This is a genomic window from Hyphomicrobium sp. MC1 (assembly GCF_000253295.1).
Classification (GTDB): domain Bacteria; phylum Pseudomonadota; class Alphaproteobacteria; order Rhizobiales; family Hyphomicrobiaceae; genus Hyphomicrobium_B.
This window is the reverse complement of record NC_015717.1, coordinates 2492913-2506606: the sequence shown is the minus strand read 5'-3', so window position 1 is coordinate 2506606 and position 13694 is coordinate 2492913. Positions and strand designations below refer to the sequence as shown.

Here is a 13694-nt window from a genome sequence, read left to right as displayed (position 1 = left end):
TGCGACACTTTTGGCATGGTCCGCCGACCAAAACCGATACTGCAACAATCACAGAATAAAGAGTCGGGGCGGAAAAGCTGTTTCGGCAGCACCTGGAAGCACCGGCGATAGGGGCCCGATCAAAACGGGCCTCATAGGAAGCGTGCCAAAAGGGACCACTCATGACCAACATACTTTGGGCGATCATCGCCTGCGGGGCGTTGTCGATCCTCTACGCTGTCATCACTGCGAATGCGGTGTTAAGTGCCGACCAGGGCACCGCCCGTATGCAGGAGATCGCAGCCGCCGTTCGTGAAGGCGCGCAGGCCTATCTCAGCCGGCAATATCGCACGATCGCGATCGTCGGCGTCGTCATCTTCATTCTCGCGTGGCTGCTGCTCGGACCTCTCCAGGCCGTAGGCTTTCTGATTGGTGCAGTTCTTTCCGGCGCCGCCGGATTCATCGGCATGAACGTTTCCGTTCGCGCCAATGTCCGCACAGCCCAGGCGGCGACGATCTCGCTGGGCAAGGGCCTCGACATCGCTTTCAAGGCCGGTGCCATCACCGGCCTTTTGGTTGCGGGCTTGGCGCTGCTCGGCGTCGCCGTCTACTACACGGTGCTGACAGTCGGCCTCGGCAAGGAAGCGGGCAGCCGTGAGGTTGTCGATGCGCTGGTGTCGCTCGGCTTCGGTGCGTCTCTCATCTCGATCTTCGCGCGTCTCGGCGGCGGTATCTTCACGAAGGGCGCTGACGTCGGCGGCGATCTTGTCGGCAAGGTCGAAGCCGGCATTCCCGAAGACGATCCGCGCAACCCTGCAACGATCGCCGATAACGTCGGCGACAACGTCGGCGACTGCGCCGGTATGGCGGCCGACCTGTTCGAAACCTACGCCGTGACGGTCGTCGCAACGATGGTGCTCGCCGCGATCTTCTTCGCAGGCCAGCCGAACCTTGCGGCGCTCATCACGTATCCGCTCGCGATCTGCGCCGCCTGCATCGTCACGTCGATCGTCGGTACGTATTTCGTAAAGCTCGGCAGCAACGGCTCGATCATGGGCGCACTCTATCGCGGCGTCATCGCTTCCGCGGTGCTGTCGATCCTCGGTCTTTACGTTGCCACACAATACGTTCTCGGCGGTTTCGGAGAAGTCGGCACCGCAGCTGGCCAGACCATCACCGGCGGCAACTTGTTCCTGTGCGGTATCGTCGGACTGGTGCTGACAGGCCTGATCGTCTGGATTACCGAATATTATACCGGCATCGGCTATCGCCCGGTGCGCTCGATCAGCCAGGCGTCGGTGACGGGCCACGGCACGAACGTCATCCAGGGGCTGGCGGTTTCGCTTGAAGCCTGCGCCCTGCCTACGCTTGCGATCGTCGCCGCGATCATTGCTACCTACCAGCTCGGCGGCCTGTTCGGCACCGCCATCGCCACGACGACGATGCTCGGTCTCGCGGGCATGATCGTCGCGCTCGACGCCTTCGGCCCGGTGACGGACAACGCGGGCGGCATCGCTGAAATGGCCGGATTGCCGAAGGAAGTCCGTCGCTCGACCGATGCGCTCGACGCGGTCGGCAACACCACAAAAGCCGTCACCAAGGGTTATGCCATCGGTTCGGCTGGTCTCGGCGCCCTCGTGCTCTTCGCGGCCTATAACTACGATCTGCATCACTTCATTGATGAAGCGAACAAGGCAGGCGCCACGGGCTATCAGTTCTTCAAGGGCGTCGAAGTCAACTTCGGCCTTGAAAATCCCTACGTCGTTGCCGGTCTGCTTCTCGGCGGCCTCATTCCGTATCTGTTCGGCGGTCTCGCCATGACGGCCGTCGGCCGCGCAGCGGGATCGATCGTCGAAGAGGTGCGCCGCCAGTTCAAGGCCGATCCAGGCATCATGAAAGGTACGTCGAAGCCCGACTATGCGCGAGCGGTCGATCTGCTGACGCGTGCCGCGATCAAGGAAATGATCGTGCCGTCGTTGCTGCCGGTGCTGTCGCCGATCGTGCTGTTCTTCGTCGTCAATGCCATCGCAGGCAAGGGTGCTGCCTTCTCCGCGGTCGGCGCGATGCTGCTCGGTGTGATCGTCACGGGCATCTTCGTCGCAATCTCGATGACATCGGGCGGCGGCGCATGGGACAACGCCAAGAAGAGCTTCGAAGACGGCTTTGTCGATAAGGACGGCGTCAAGCATATGAAGGGTTCGGAGGCCCATAAGGCGTCCGTTACCGGCGACACCGTCGGCGATCCTTACAAGGACACGGCCGGTCCCGCTGTGAACCCGGCGATCAAGATCACGAACATCGTTGCGCTGCTGCTGCTTGCCGTGCTCGCACACATGGCGTGACGATCACAGACGGACCTACAGACAGAAAAGGCCCCGCGGTCGTTCGCGGGGCCTTTTTGCGTTCAGCACACTGTACAGATGTTTATCCGACGAGCTTGGGATCTTCGCTGTCGTGGACATGACCGATCGCGGCCAAAATGCGCTTGTCGAGAAGCTCAGGCTTCAAGAGCACCTTTTGCGAGTGCACGTCTTTCACCGCCGATAGCGGCACGACGAATTCACCGGCGTTCTCGACATAAAGCACGAGTGAGGTCGGTGTCACTTCGCGGATCGCGCCGATACCGTCTTTGCCGTCCACGAGAAAGGCCATGAAGCCCGCTTGGATTTTTTCGGTCATGGAATACCTGGATTTGTTGCGTTGGCCGACGTTTGGCCTGCGCGCCGGCCATCCGTTTCATTTGCTGCCGGCTCACGTTTTTTCAAGCGCGACCCGGCGGCACCCATCGCGATATAGCAGGTGCTGCCGCGCGAAACGAGCCCCCGGCACGGAGCGAAGTAAACGTCAGCCGCCGCCGAAGAGCTGTTGCTTGCCGAGATTGCGGAAGAGTCCTTTCAGAATGCCTTCGTCCTTGCCGCCCGGCGCCGGTGTCGTCCGGCTGATGAAGTCGAAGACCTTGCCATCTTTCAAACCATAGTTCGCGATGTGGTCGACGGTCGCGCCCTGGTTGAAATAGACTGCAACTACCTGCCGGTTCTCTTCCGTCGGCAAGAAGAACGACTTTTCAGAGTCGGTACTGGAAATATAATAGAACGCGCTGCCATCACCCAGGACCGCCGTTGTGCTTGGCGTTCCGAGCGCGCTCCGCACTTGGTCCTTGCTCATGCCGGACTGGATGGCCTGCAGATCTGTCGGCCGAAATTCAATGCCGTGCTTGGTGATCGTCGGCGCGCCGCAGCCTGAAAGAACAGCTGCTGAAGCCAGCAGGCTCAGCAGAAGCGCTCCTGCTCGATACTGGCGCCTGGTCCCGTTCTGTTGCATTTGTACTTTCATTAGCGGGAATCACCTCGCCCTTTCGGCCACGCGTGTTTAGATTGAGTGCCGAAAGGCAGCAACTGCGCGCCCCCGTGGCCGCACGGCATGTTCCCCAGAATTCACTGGGTCACGCCGCAACCCTCTAGCTTATTAACAGTTGCCCCCAACATGTTGCGATGGCTGAACAAGCGGACGGAAACCGGGCGCAGAGCAAAAGAGCTTTATGGCAGCGTCGTGACCGCTGCGAGACAGCCGGACTTTTATGGTGCGATTGGCGTTCCGGACACACCTGAAGGTCGGTTCGAACTGGTCGCACTGCACCTTTATCTCGCCCTGGAGGGATTGCGCGGCACCGTGCCCGATGCCGCGGGCCTCAGCCAGCGCATGATCGAAATTTTCGTCGAAGACATGGACGATTGCATGCGCGAAATGGGTATCGGCGATCTTGCGGTGCCAAAGAAGGTTAAGCGCGCCGCCGCGGCATTTTATGAACGCGCCACGATTTACCAGAGCGGCGTCGCCGACGTGGAAGATGGCCGCTTGGCCGCCAACCTTGAGCATTATGCATTGCCCGGCGCCGCAAAACGGCAGGATGCAGAGCGCGCGCTGGCAAACTATGTTCGCGCTGCGTCATCGGCGCTAGCCGTGGTGCCGTTTGACGTCTGGGTGCAAAGCGGTGCAGCTGCGCAACTCTTGGACGCGAGCGCTTCAATGATCGGCCAGCACTCAATGATCGGAAAGACTGAGACGTGACGGACACTTTGGATTGGACCGAAAAAACCACCGAAATTCCAGCGGGTGGTTTGAACCGCACGCGAGAGGCGACGGCTGATGAATTGCAGGACGTTGCGAAGGGCCTCGACATCCTCGGTGTTGCGAGCCTGTCGTCGCGTTATCGCATCGTCTCGATTGCAGGCGGCGCGTACCGCCTTTCGGGGACACTCTCTGCGCGCGTAGAACAGGCGTGTGTCGTCTCGCTCGAACCCGTCGCCGGCAAGGTCGAAGCGGCGTTTGACGTCGAGTTCTGGCCCGACCTCAAGTCCGAGGAAAGTGACGAGGATTCCAGCGTTCTAAGCGGCAGCGATGTCGAATTGCTGGAGCATGGGTTGATTCCCGTCGGGCGCATCGTCTTCGAAACGCTGTCGGCATCCCTCGATCCCTATCCGCGGCGCGAAGGCGCGGAATTCTCATGGGAAGATCCGAAATCGGGTCAGGAAAGCCCCAGCAACCCGTTCGCCGCCTTATCGAAGCTTAAGGATAAGCGCTGAACCGCGCGTTTGGTAGCCCCGGTCCGCACCCGGTCAGGCCAAGCTTACGAAGCCGTAAAACGGCCTCATGGCGCTATATGCGAATGAAAAGTCAAGGTAAAGTACTCAGATGTGAGTGGTTCTGTCACGAGGTGCGATTTCGCCTTGTGGGCGGGCTCCAAAAGGATATGGTCTCGCCGAATTTCGGGGACTGATAGGGCCGTAAAGCTGAGTCTGGTGCAGGTGCGCCGAACGCGGCGTTCGCGGCAATCGACAAAGAATGGCAAGCCCAAAGACGATCGCACTCGATGCCATGGGCGGTGATCACGGTCCTGAGGTCGTGGTCCCTGGCGCCGCGCTCTCACTTGAGCGCCAGCCCGCATTGAGCTTTATCCTTTATGGCCAGCAGCCGCGCATCGACGCAGCGCTTGCGCAGCATCCGGCGTTGCGCGCAAAGAGCCGTGTCGTCCACACCGATCTCGTCATCTCGATGGATGAAAAGCCGAGTCAGGCGCTGAGGCGCGGCAAGGGCTCCAGCATGTGGCTGCCGCTCGAAGCCGTGAAAGCCGGTGAGGCAGACGCTGCCGTGTCGGCGGGCAACACCGGCGCGCTGATGGCGATTGCGAAGCTGGTGCTGCGCCCAATCGCAGGCATCGAGCGTCCGGCGATCGCGGCCCTGTGGCCCACAGTGAAATCCGAATGCATCGTGCTCGACGTCGGCGCCAACATCGGCGCGACGGCCAGTCAGCTCGCGGACTTTTCCTTGATGGGCGCCGCGATGGCGCGCGCCGTCTTTCACATCGAGCGGCCGTCTGTCGGCCTGCTGAACGTCGGCACCGAAGAGATGAAGGGCAACGAGGACGTCAAGTCCGCGAACGCGCTTTTGAAGTCGGTCGATGTTCTGCCGCTCGAATACAAGGGCTTCGTCGAAGGCGATCAGATCGGGCAGGGCGCCGTTGACGTTGTCGTTGTCGAGGGCTTCGCCGGCAATATTGCGCTGAAGACGGCTGAGGGAACTGCCAAGCAGATCAGCACCTATATCCGATCTGCGATGATGAGTTCTATCGTCAGCAAGATCGGCGCCTTCTTGGCGCAAGGCGGCTTCCGCGTCCTGAAAGAAAAAATGGACCCTCGCCGCGTCAATGGCGGCACGTTCCTGGGCTTGAACGGTATTGCGGTGAAGAGCCACGGCGGCACCGATGCCTTTGGATTTGCGAGCGCCGTCGATCTTGCGTACGAGATGGCCGATTCCGGCCTGATCGCGCGCCTCACGGCCGACATTGACGGTTTTCACCATAGGCTTTCGGCTGCGGTTGTCAGCAGCGCGGCTCCTGCGCCCCGCGACACGACCGGAAGTTTGCTCGGAAAGGCATAGATTTGGCAATTCTCCGCTCTGTCATTCGCGGCGTCGGCGCACACCTTCCTAAGCGCGTAGTGACGAATGATGATCTCGCGAAAATCGTCGATACAAGCGACGCGTGGATCCGCGAGCGCTCTGGAATTGTCGAACGTCACATCGCCGACGAAAAAGAGCTGACATCCGAACTCGGGGCGGCTGCTGCGAAGCAGGCGTTGATCCGTGCAGGGATCGACCCTGTCGAAATTGATCTCATCGTCTGCGCGACGTCGACTCCCGACCGCACGTTCCCCGCCACGGCGGTGAAAATCCAGACGATGCTCGGCGTCACCAAGGGCGCCGCATTCGATGTGCAGGCCGTCTGCTCCGGCTTTGTCTACGCGCTTACCATCGCCGACAATTTCCTGAAAGCCGGACAATCCAAGCGCGCTCTCGTCATCGGCGCCGAGACGTTCTCGCGTATCCTCGATTGGTCCGATCGCTCCACCTGCGTTCTATTCGGCGATGGCGCCGGTGCGGTCGTGCTCGAAGCGCAGCCGCAGCGTGGCATGCGCGACGACCGCGGCATCATCTCGACGCTCATTCGCTCCGATGGCCGTTTCGAAGAACTGCTGTATGTCGATGGCGGCCCCGGCTCGACCAAGACCGTCGGTCATCTACGCATGAACGGCCGCGAGGTTTTCCGCCACGCCGTTCAGAAGATCTCGGGCGTCATCGAGGAGACGCTCGTTCAAACCGGCTATACGCCCGATGAAATTGATCTCTTCATCCCGCATCAGGCGAACAAGCGCATCCTGGATGGCATCGCCAAAAAGCTGAACGTCGCGCCCGAAAAAATCGTCATGACGCTCGATAAGCACGGCAATACATCGGCAGCCTCCATTCCGCTCGCTCTGAACGACGCTTTCGAGGCTCATCGCATCAAGGAAGGCAGCCTGATCCTAATGGAAGCGATGGGCGGAGGATTTACCTGGGGCGCCGTCCTGGCCCGCTGGTAGGGCCCGTTTTGGTGCGCTGCAGCGTAGAATATCGTTCTTTATCAGACGCTTGTTGCAGCGTACCCAGTTGACCCCGCGGCGAACCGCCGCTACCATCCCCGGCCGAAATGATGTTTCGAGATCATTTTCAAAGTGATGTTCGGCTGGGAGGAATTGGGATGGTGGGCAAGACATTGACGCGGGCTGATCTCGCGGAAGCCGTCGTGGAAAAAGTCGGTTTGCCGCGCAACGAGAGCCAGGATCTCGTCGAGCGGGTGCTCGAGGAAATTTCCGGCAGCTTGGCGGGTGGCGACGCAGTAAAACTGTCGTCGTTCGGCTCGTTCGGCATTCGTCAGAAAGGCGAGCGTGTCGGCCGCAATCCCAAGACGGGCGAGGAAGTACCGATTACGCCGCGCCGTGTGCTCGTGTTCCGTCCGTCCAACATTATGAAGGATAGGATCAACAAAGGCCACGCGAGTCGCTAACACCGCTGTTGCAAGTGCGCGAAACTAAGCGTTCAATTGCAAGGGGTTGTTGGGAACGCGAGGGGGCGAGCCATGAACAAGTCGGCGGAAGCATTTCGCACGATCGGAGAAGTGGCCGACGAGCTCCAGATACCAAAGCACGTGCTGCGCTTCTGGGAAGGACGCTTTCCCCAGATTCGCCCGATGAAGCGTGGCGGCGGTCGTCGTTATTACCGGCCGGAGGATATGGAGCTGCTGCGCGGCATCCGTGCGCTACTCCATGCGGAAGGCTATACAATTCGTGGCGTGCAGAAAATTCTGCGCGAGCATGGCGTCGATCAGGTAAAGGCCGCAGCCCATCGAGTCGCGGCACCTCAGCCAGCACCTACGACCGCTGCGACAGGTCGCAAGCGCGGCCGCAAGCCGATCGCGAAGCCTGCGCCGTCCGTCGTGGCGATCGAGCCGCCGGCGAAAGCGCCGGTTGATTTTGCTGCCATTACGAAAAGCCAGATCCAAAGCGCAATCCGCGAGCTTGAAATCGCCTGCGCTATTCTTCGCGGCCAGCCTATCAATCCGGTCGCCGCACCCGACGATGTGAAGAAATCGCGTGCAGGGCGAACCTAAATCTCCTGCCAACCTCGCTCCGATCTCCGGGATGCGCGAAGCACCCCCCGATATCCGGATATTCTTCGTCGATCTCGACAGCGCGGCTGCTGGCCTCGAAGTCGAGGAGGAACGGACGCCCCGGTTGTCGGCCGCCGATGTCGAGCGCGCGGAAGCGATGAAGAATATCGAGGCACGTCGTCTTTGGCGTGCATCGCGCATCGCAACGCGTATCGCGCTCGAGCGCATCGTCGGCCCTGGGCTGCGGCAAATTCCGTTTGAAATCGAGCCGGGCGGCCGACCGGTTCTACCTGGAAGAGTGGCGCACTTCAGCATCTCTCACACCGGCAGCGCCGCGCTTATCGCGGTGTCGACAAGCCTGCCCCTCGGAGTCGATCTGGAAAGACGCGCCCGGCCGCTAAAGATGTCGCCCGATCGCCGTCACCGCATCGTCGCGGCCGCCGGACGTCTCGCAGCTCAGCCGTCGCTTTCAGCGGATAACAACGATGCGGATGTTATTGCTGCATGGGTCCGGCTCGAAGCTGCAGCTAAGGCGTTGGGCATCGGCATCGGCCGTTTGCTGACGCAGGAAGGAGTCGTCGGCGGCGAAGAGGTGAAGGAAACGGACACCGCGCGGCGCGTGGCGGTTCGAGATCTCACGATTGATGCGGAGCATGTCGGCGTCGTTGCTGCCGAATGCCTTCCCGAAACGCTCGCCGTCGAAATGTTCCCGCATACGACGCTCGACGCGTTCCTGCGCGGCTAAACGAGATCAGCCGCGGTTTCAGCTCGCTGGGCTTATGGATGCAGCCGCGTTTACGGCCCGAAGAGCATCGGAAAGAAGGAGTTGTCGACCGACTTCTGCTTCCGGTACCGATAGCGGCGCTTCGCAGGCCTGTCGGCCGCCGTTTCCGCCTTCCACTTCGAATTCCCCGACGCGCTAGTCTTGACGACCGGCGGTGTCGTCTCATTGAACGCAACCGCAGTCTCGTCCTTGACGGCGAGCAGGACATTCGACTCCGCCGGCCGCCAACGATACCCAAGGCTGAAGTCGATCGGAGTTGTCTTGTCCTTCGCGAAAACCTCATTCAGACGCGCCTGATACTTTCCGGCGAAGAGGCTGATCGGCCCCGCGTACCGCCCATAGGGGTGAAGCTGCCAGCCCTTGGCGAAATAACGGATTGGAATGCCGGAATCGTCTTCCAGCAGCGACACGCTATGCTCCAGCAAGTATGTGCGTACGGTGGAGAAGTTGTCCTCGTGCATGAGATAGGACGCGCTCTTGACGAAGCTGTCACCCTTGCCGAGCGTGTCGCAGAACGTCAGGAAGCCGCTCGACTTCAAGCCGCCATCCGAAAGATCGGTGCTGAAATAGTAGAGCGTGCGCTTGGCGCCGACGCTGGCATCTCCGAAGGTGATCTTGACGCCGCGGCCCGTAGGTTTCGCAATCTTCTCATCAACGGAGTGCAACGTCCCATCGCTCGCCAAATCAAACAGCTCGGCGTCGTAGATCGTTTTGCCGGAGCGGGCGAGGAACGTCATCAGCACGGGCGTCGTGCCGTTGAGCTTGGCGCTGCCAAAGTCGATCCGCATGGAGCGCGTGCGGAAGAAGCTGTAGCTCAGCAATGAAGAAAGCGACGCACGAAGCTCACGAAGCGCGCCAGCCATCTCGCCACGCGAATATTTCCGCAGGTCCGGAATTTGTCCCGGCGGCTCCAACCCTGCCATCACGTAAGTCTTGGCCGACGGAAAGAAAGCGTCTGCGTAGAGATAGTCGGCGCCGCTGAAGAAATAGAACAGCGTCGGCTGCGGATTTTTGAAATCGCGCGACACGAGCATCCGGATTTTGCTCAGTTGACGTTTTTCCAGACCGTCCCAAGCTTGGTTGAAGCCCGCCGCGTACTGCTTCCAAAAGCCATCGTTCGTGTAGGTCTTGAGCGGCGAACCGTCGGACGGCTGCATGCCCGCGATGAACTTGGCGGTGTCGTCCAGGCTTGCGCGAGGTTCGGCACGTGCGGGAATCGACAAAATCGAAACCGCGAGCGCCGCGAAGGCGATCGCTGCGGTCACGCGCATTCTAGCCATGTTGGGTCCTATCGAGATCCTGACCGAGCATCGGGCGCCGCTGCGCATAAGCATACACGGCTAAACCCGTCATCATAATGACGAGACCAGCCAGAGACTGCAGAGGACGCTCTACGATGAGGTGATACATCATGAAGGCAGTTACGCCGAGAAAGATAAACGGCGTGAGAGGGTAACCCCACGTCTTATATGGCCGCGGTAGATTGGGTTCTTTCCAGCGCAGGATGATGACGCCAATCACGGCGAGGAACGAGCAGAGCGTCAGGCTGAATTGAATCGTATCAAGCACAGCTTCGAAACTCTGCGTCATCAAAAGCACGCTGACGATCGCGAGCTGTAGCAGGATTGCATACGTCGGAACGCCGTTCTTGCTGGTGAGAGCCAAGGCGCGGAATAGCGCGTGATCCTTGCCCATCGCCATCGTGACGCGTGGCCCGATCCAGACCATGGCGCTGATCGAGGAAATGAGCCCGATACAAATGAGCGCGCCGACGATCATTCCGCCGAGCTGACCGAAGATGTGCTTGCCCGCGATCATCGCAACGTCGATCTGGCCCGCCATCGCTGAGATCGGCGTGGTGTACAGAAAGACGGCATTAAGCGCGACGTAGCAGCTGATGACGATGACGGTCGCGGCAATGATCGAGCGTGGCAGGCTGACGGCAGGCTCGCGAATTTCGCCTGCGATATAGGTCGCGGCATTCCAGCCCGAGTAGGCGTACATCACGAATACAAGGCTAACGGCGAATGGCGCGCTGGCGATGTAATTGAAGTCCGCCGCTGAGGGCGCAAACGAGATCGGCTGCGGCACGCCATAGGCAAGTCCTGCGACGATCAACGCGATGATCAGCGTCCCTTTGATGATCGTCGAGATATTTTGGAATTTGCTCGAATGCTTGATGCCGCTCAAATGGATGAGCGTCACCGCCCAAACGACAGCAAGCCCCAGAAGGAGCGGGGGTGCACTGGGAATGATCCCCTCGAAATACACGCCGAAAGCCATCGCGGCGAGCGCGATAGGCGCCGAAAAACCGAGCGTCGCCGAAATCCAGCCCGCCAGAAACCCGACGGCGGGATGATAAATGCGCGATAGGAAATTGTATTCCCCACCCGAACGCGGAAATGCGGCCGCCAATTCGGCATAAGCCAGCGCACCGCAGAGCGCAGCAATTCCGCCGACGACCCAGAGCATCAGCACCGAAAAGGCTGACGGAATGGTCGCGACCTGAAATCCGAGACTGGTAAAGACACCGATGCCGATCATATCGGCGACGGCGAGCGCGGTGGCGGTGACCGTCGAAACCGTGCGGACATCAAGTCCGGATGTTACGGAAGACGGTGCACTGATGGATGCGGCAGTTGTCATGATTGAGGCTTAACCAAGGCCAGCTTGCGGACAGTATTGACTCGCTAACGTTCCAACAACTGCCGCAAAAACATGTTAAATCCGAGTTGCCAAAATACATCTAAGAGGCGAGTGCAGAACGTTTTTCGAGCACGATTATGGCAATTGCCAAATCATGGTTGCCGCATTGGTCGGCTTTTGCCTCACGAATTGAACAATTTTGGACTTTAGAGCGACACATTCGTTTTTGCGGCGCGCTCCGCCCACTATTCTGTCAGAGGGTAAATGCGATTCGAATGATGGCCGTATCGAATGCGGGGGCGCTATGGCATCGCGCCGGCGGCAATGAATAACGGACGCAGGCAATTCCTCGCACGCACGCTCGGTGCAGGCGCCGCCTGGACGCTTGGCCTCGCTTCGGCCGACGCCAGCCAAGGAAAGCCGCGCCCCATCGTTCCGTCGAAGACGCTGGTTCAGTCGCGCAGCCGGCCAACGAAAGTCGACAAGACCGCTCTCGTCCATTTCGATACCGCCCCGTTCCCCTACCACGGCATGCTGCCCGGCACGAACGTGCCGTTTCTCAACGTCAACGAGAACGGCCGCTTGGGCCATCGCACCAATTCAGGGCGACTGTACTGGGAAGATCAAACGTACGACGACAACCGGGTGCTGCTGCACATTCCGAAAGGCTTCGATATCCGCCGCCCGGCGCTGATGCTGGTTTTCTTTCACGGCCACGGCGCGACGCTGCAGCGCGACGTCCTCGCACGCCAGAAGGTCCCGGCGCAGATTACAGCATCGAACGCCAACGTCGTTCTGGTCGCGCCGCAACTTGCCGTCGATGCGCGCGATTCGAGCGCGGGGAAATTCTGGCAACCCGGCGCTTTCGGCCGCTTTATCGGCGAAGCGGGTCAGCATCTGGCGCGCATGTTCGGCGACCGCCGATCACTGCGCACATTTGCCAGCATGCCGATCATCGTCGTTGCCTATAGCGGCGGCTACGTCGCGGCCGCGTCGGCCATCGAGAAGGGCGGTTTGAAAAAACGCGTGCGCGGCGTGGTGCTGCTGGACTCGCTGTACGGCGACCTCGACAAGTTCGCACATTGGATCGAAGCCGACCCGTCGGCGTTTTTCGTCAGCGTTTATCTCAGTTCGACGCGCAATCAGAATGCCCAGCTTGAAGACATCCTGGCTGCGCACGACGTTGATGTCAGCGGTCAGATCAACACGCGGCTCGCGTCCGGCGGCGTCGCCGTAGTTCCCGGCGGCGGGGGCCGTCACCGCGATCTCGTGACCCACGCCTGGGTCGATTACCCCATCATCGACCTGCTGCAGCGCCTCCCCGAGTATCGACGTTAAAGCATGCCGCCTTTCCGCAGGAGCGTCGCAAAACAATGAGCGGCCGACCGACGCGGCGGGGGAGGACACCGCATCCGTCCTTGACGTGCGGATGTGTTCCGGGTACCCAACCGGCAGACCGGGACGGTCTTCCCATGCAATTTTGAGTTGCGGCGGCCGTCAAGATTTTCCAAATCGGAGCGTAGCGCAGCCTGGTTAGCGCACCAGTCTGGGGGACTGGGGGTCGGAGGTTCAAATCCTCTCGCTCCGACCATTCTTTTCAAAGAGTTGCGAGATCGTCTGTCGACGTTTCGCGTTTTTAGGTAGCGCATAGGTAGCGCAAGACGTGCGCTTGGTCCGAAAAGCGAAGGGCGCACCTCGACCTCGGACGATCTCATTTCACACGACTGTTGCGACATGTTTGCCCTTTGAGACGCTGTCGTCACGTTTCAGCTTTCCTTCCCTCATCAGAAGGCCCAGGACGCTCCAGGCAAGGTAGTCCTTGGAGCCGCCGCCATAGTCACTCTGAAGCCCCAGAGCTTTCGAGGCGTCTGAATTCGTGACGCCAGCCTGATTAGCCTTCGCGAGTTCAAGGATAGCTTCTTTTAGAAGAGCTACGCCGATCTGCGCCTTTTCTCTGACGCCCGTTGGCACGTTTAGAGTCTCTCTTACCCGAGTATGTATTCCTGAAGGCACTACAGCGTTGGTTAGGAGCCCACCAGTTGCTTCGGTACCGAATGCTGCGATTAGCTCGGCCTCGAGTCGCACAGCCTGCAACTCGCTCAGGTCTTCAGCCAGTATGGTCACCAGAACATTCAATCCCTTGTCGAGGATCGAACGTATTCTCAGACCCTTCGGCGTTGCGTCAGGCCGTACGAGGTGGTCGTATGCTCGGGTGCCGGTCCCCTTGCCAATGTAAAAAGCGCGCGCTGGGCGAAGAGCAGGATCCTTGAGCGCGTAGACGTAGTAGTCCCCCATCCATAT

At 60.2% G+C, this 13694-nt stretch carries 14 protein-coding genes and 1 tRNA gene; 10 read left to right on the top strand and 5 right to left on the bottom strand.

Annotated features, from left to right (window positions below):
* Positions 1-161: 161 nt before the first annotated feature.
* Positions 162-2321 (top strand): sodium-translocating pyrophosphatase, encoded by a 2160-nt coding sequence (locus HYPMC_RS12300; protein ID WP_013948279.1) that lies wholly within the window; start codon positions 162-164, stop codon positions 2319-2321.
* 82 nt (positions 2322-2403) lie between these two features.
* Here HYPMC_RS12300 and HYPMC_RS12295 read toward each other — a convergent pair whose 3' ends face one another.
* On the bottom strand, positions 2404-2658 hold the full coding sequence (locus HYPMC_RS12295; protein WP_013948278.1) for a hypothetical protein: 255 nt from the start codon (positions 2656-2658) through the stop codon (positions 2404-2406).
* Positions 2659-2823: 165 nt separating this feature from the next.
* A complete protein-coding gene (locus HYPMC_RS12290; protein ID WP_050976786.1) occupies positions 2824-3300 on the bottom strand; it encodes an outer membrane protein assembly factor BamE in 477 nt (158 codons plus the stop codon).
* Between the two features lie 162 nt (positions 3301-3462).
* On the opposite strand from HYPMC_RS12290, the gene HYPMC_RS12285 reads away from it, so the two are divergent.
* The 7 genes from HYPMC_RS12285 (at position 3463) to HYPMC_RS12255 (ending at position 8708) form a co-directional block, all read left to right on the top strand.
* A complete protein-coding gene (locus tag HYPMC_RS12285; RefSeq protein WP_024276086.1) occupies positions 3463-4047 on the top strand; it encodes a ubiquinol-cytochrome C chaperone family protein in 585 nt (194 codons plus the stop codon).
* Complete coding sequence (locus HYPMC_RS12280; protein WP_013948275.1) at positions 4044-4562, top strand: DUF177 domain-containing protein; 519 nt, start codon at positions 4044-4046, stop codon at positions 4560-4562. The genes HYPMC_RS12285 and HYPMC_RS12280 overlap by 4 nt, the downstream gene beginning before the upstream one ends.
* A 259-nt stretch (positions 4563-4821) precedes the next feature.
* Positions 4822-5916 carry a phosphate acyltransferase PlsX gene (plsX, locus tag HYPMC_RS12275; protein WP_013948274.1) on the top strand — a complete coding sequence of 365 codons (1095 nt, stop codon included), beginning with the start codon at positions 4822-4824 and terminating at the stop codon, positions 5914-5916.
* A gap of 2 nt (positions 5917-5918) precedes the next feature.
* Positions 5919-6896, top strand: a complete 978-nt coding sequence (locus HYPMC_RS12270) for a beta-ketoacyl-ACP synthase III (RefSeq protein WP_013948273.1) — start codon at positions 5919-5921, stop codon at positions 6894-6896.
* Positions 6897-7054: 158 nt separating this feature from the next.
* Complete coding sequence (locus HYPMC_RS12265; RefSeq protein WP_013948272.1) at positions 7055-7360, top strand: integration host factor subunit alpha; 306 nt, start codon at positions 7055-7057, stop codon at positions 7358-7360.
* A 72-nt stretch (positions 7361-7432) separates the two neighbouring features.
* The gene (locus tag HYPMC_RS12260) at positions 7433-7963 is read left to right on the top strand and encodes a MerR family transcriptional regulator (protein WP_013948271.1); all 531 of its coding nucleotides are present in this window, start codon (positions 7433-7435) and stop codon (positions 7961-7963) included.
* Entirely contained in the window at positions 7947-8708 is a 762-nt protein-coding gene (locus HYPMC_RS12255; RefSeq protein ID WP_244420884.1) for a 4'-phosphopantetheinyl transferase superfamily protein, read from the top strand. Before HYPMC_RS12260 ends, HYPMC_RS12255 begins: the two co-directional genes overlap by 17 nt.
* 50 nt (positions 8709-8758) lie before the next feature.
* Here HYPMC_RS12255 and HYPMC_RS12250 read toward each other — a convergent pair whose 3' ends face one another.
* On the bottom strand, positions 8759-10027 hold the full coding sequence (locus tag HYPMC_RS12250; protein WP_013948269.1) for a hypothetical protein: 1269 nt from the start codon (positions 10025-10027) through the stop codon (positions 8759-8761).
* Positions 10020-11393: an APC family permease gene (locus tag HYPMC_RS12245; RefSeq protein WP_013948268.1), complete on the bottom strand. Its 1374-nt coding sequence runs from the start codon at positions 11391-11393 to the stop codon at positions 10020-10022. The genes HYPMC_RS12250 and HYPMC_RS12245 overlap by 8 nt, the downstream gene beginning before the upstream one ends.
* A gap of 291 nt (positions 11394-11684) precedes the next feature.
* On the opposite strand from HYPMC_RS12245, the gene HYPMC_RS12240 reads away from it, so the two are divergent.
* Entirely contained in the window at positions 11685-12731 is a 1047-nt protein-coding gene (locus HYPMC_RS12240) for a hypothetical protein (protein WP_013948267.1), read from the top strand.
* A 175-nt stretch (positions 12732-12906) separates the two neighbouring features.
* Positions 12907-12984: transfer RNA gene (locus tag HYPMC_RS12235), tRNA-Pro, on the top strand.
* 125 nt (positions 12985-13109) lie between these two features.
* Here HYPMC_RS12235 and HYPMC_RS12230 read toward each other — a convergent pair.
* Positions 13110-13688: a GIY-YIG nuclease family protein gene (locus HYPMC_RS12230; RefSeq protein ID WP_013948266.1), complete on the bottom strand. Its 579-nt coding sequence runs from the start codon at positions 13686-13688 to the stop codon at positions 13110-13112.
* Between the last annotated feature and the right edge of the window lie 6 nt (positions 13689-13694).

Coding starts and splice junctions, on each gene's coding strand:
- HYPMC_RS12300 (WP_013948279.1), top strand. CDS start 162: ATGACCAACATACTTTGGGCGATCATCGCCTGCGGGGCGTTGTCGATC.
- HYPMC_RS12295 (WP_013948278.1), bottom strand. CDS start 2,658: ATGACCGAAAAAATCCAAGCGGGCTTCATGGCCTTTCTCGTGGACGGC.
- HYPMC_RS12290 (WP_050976786.1), bottom strand. CDS start 3,300: ATGCAACAGAACGGGACCAGGCGCCAGTATCGAGCAGGAGCGCTTCTG.
- HYPMC_RS12285 (WP_024276086.1), top strand. CDS start 3,463: ATGTTGCGATGGCTGAACAAGCGGACGGAAACCGGGCGCAGAGCAAAA.
- plsX (WP_013948274.1), top strand. CDS start 4,822: ATGGCAAGCCCAAAGACGATCGCACTCGATGCCATGGGCGGTGATCAC.
- HYPMC_RS12265 (WP_013948272.1), top strand. CDS start 7,055: ATGGTGGGCAAGACATTGACGCGGGCTGATCTCGCGGAAGCCGTCGTG.
- HYPMC_RS12260 (WP_013948271.1), top strand. CDS start 7,433: ATGAACAAGTCGGCGGAAGCATTTCGCACGATCGGAGAAGTGGCCGAC.
- HYPMC_RS12250 (WP_013948269.1), bottom strand. CDS start 10,027: ATGGCTAGAATGCGCGTGACCGCAGCGATCGCCTTCGCGGCGCTCGCG.
- HYPMC_RS12245 (WP_013948268.1), bottom strand. CDS start 11,393: ATGACAACTGCCGCATCCATCAGTGCACCGTCTTCCGTAACATCCGGA.
- HYPMC_RS12240 (WP_013948267.1), top strand. CDS start 11,685: ATGCGGGGGCGCTATGGCATCGCGCCGGCGGCAATGAATAACGGACGC.
- HYPMC_RS12230 (WP_013948266.1), bottom strand. CDS start 13,688: ATGGGGGACTACTACGTCTACGCGCTCAAGGATCCTGCTCTTCGCCCA.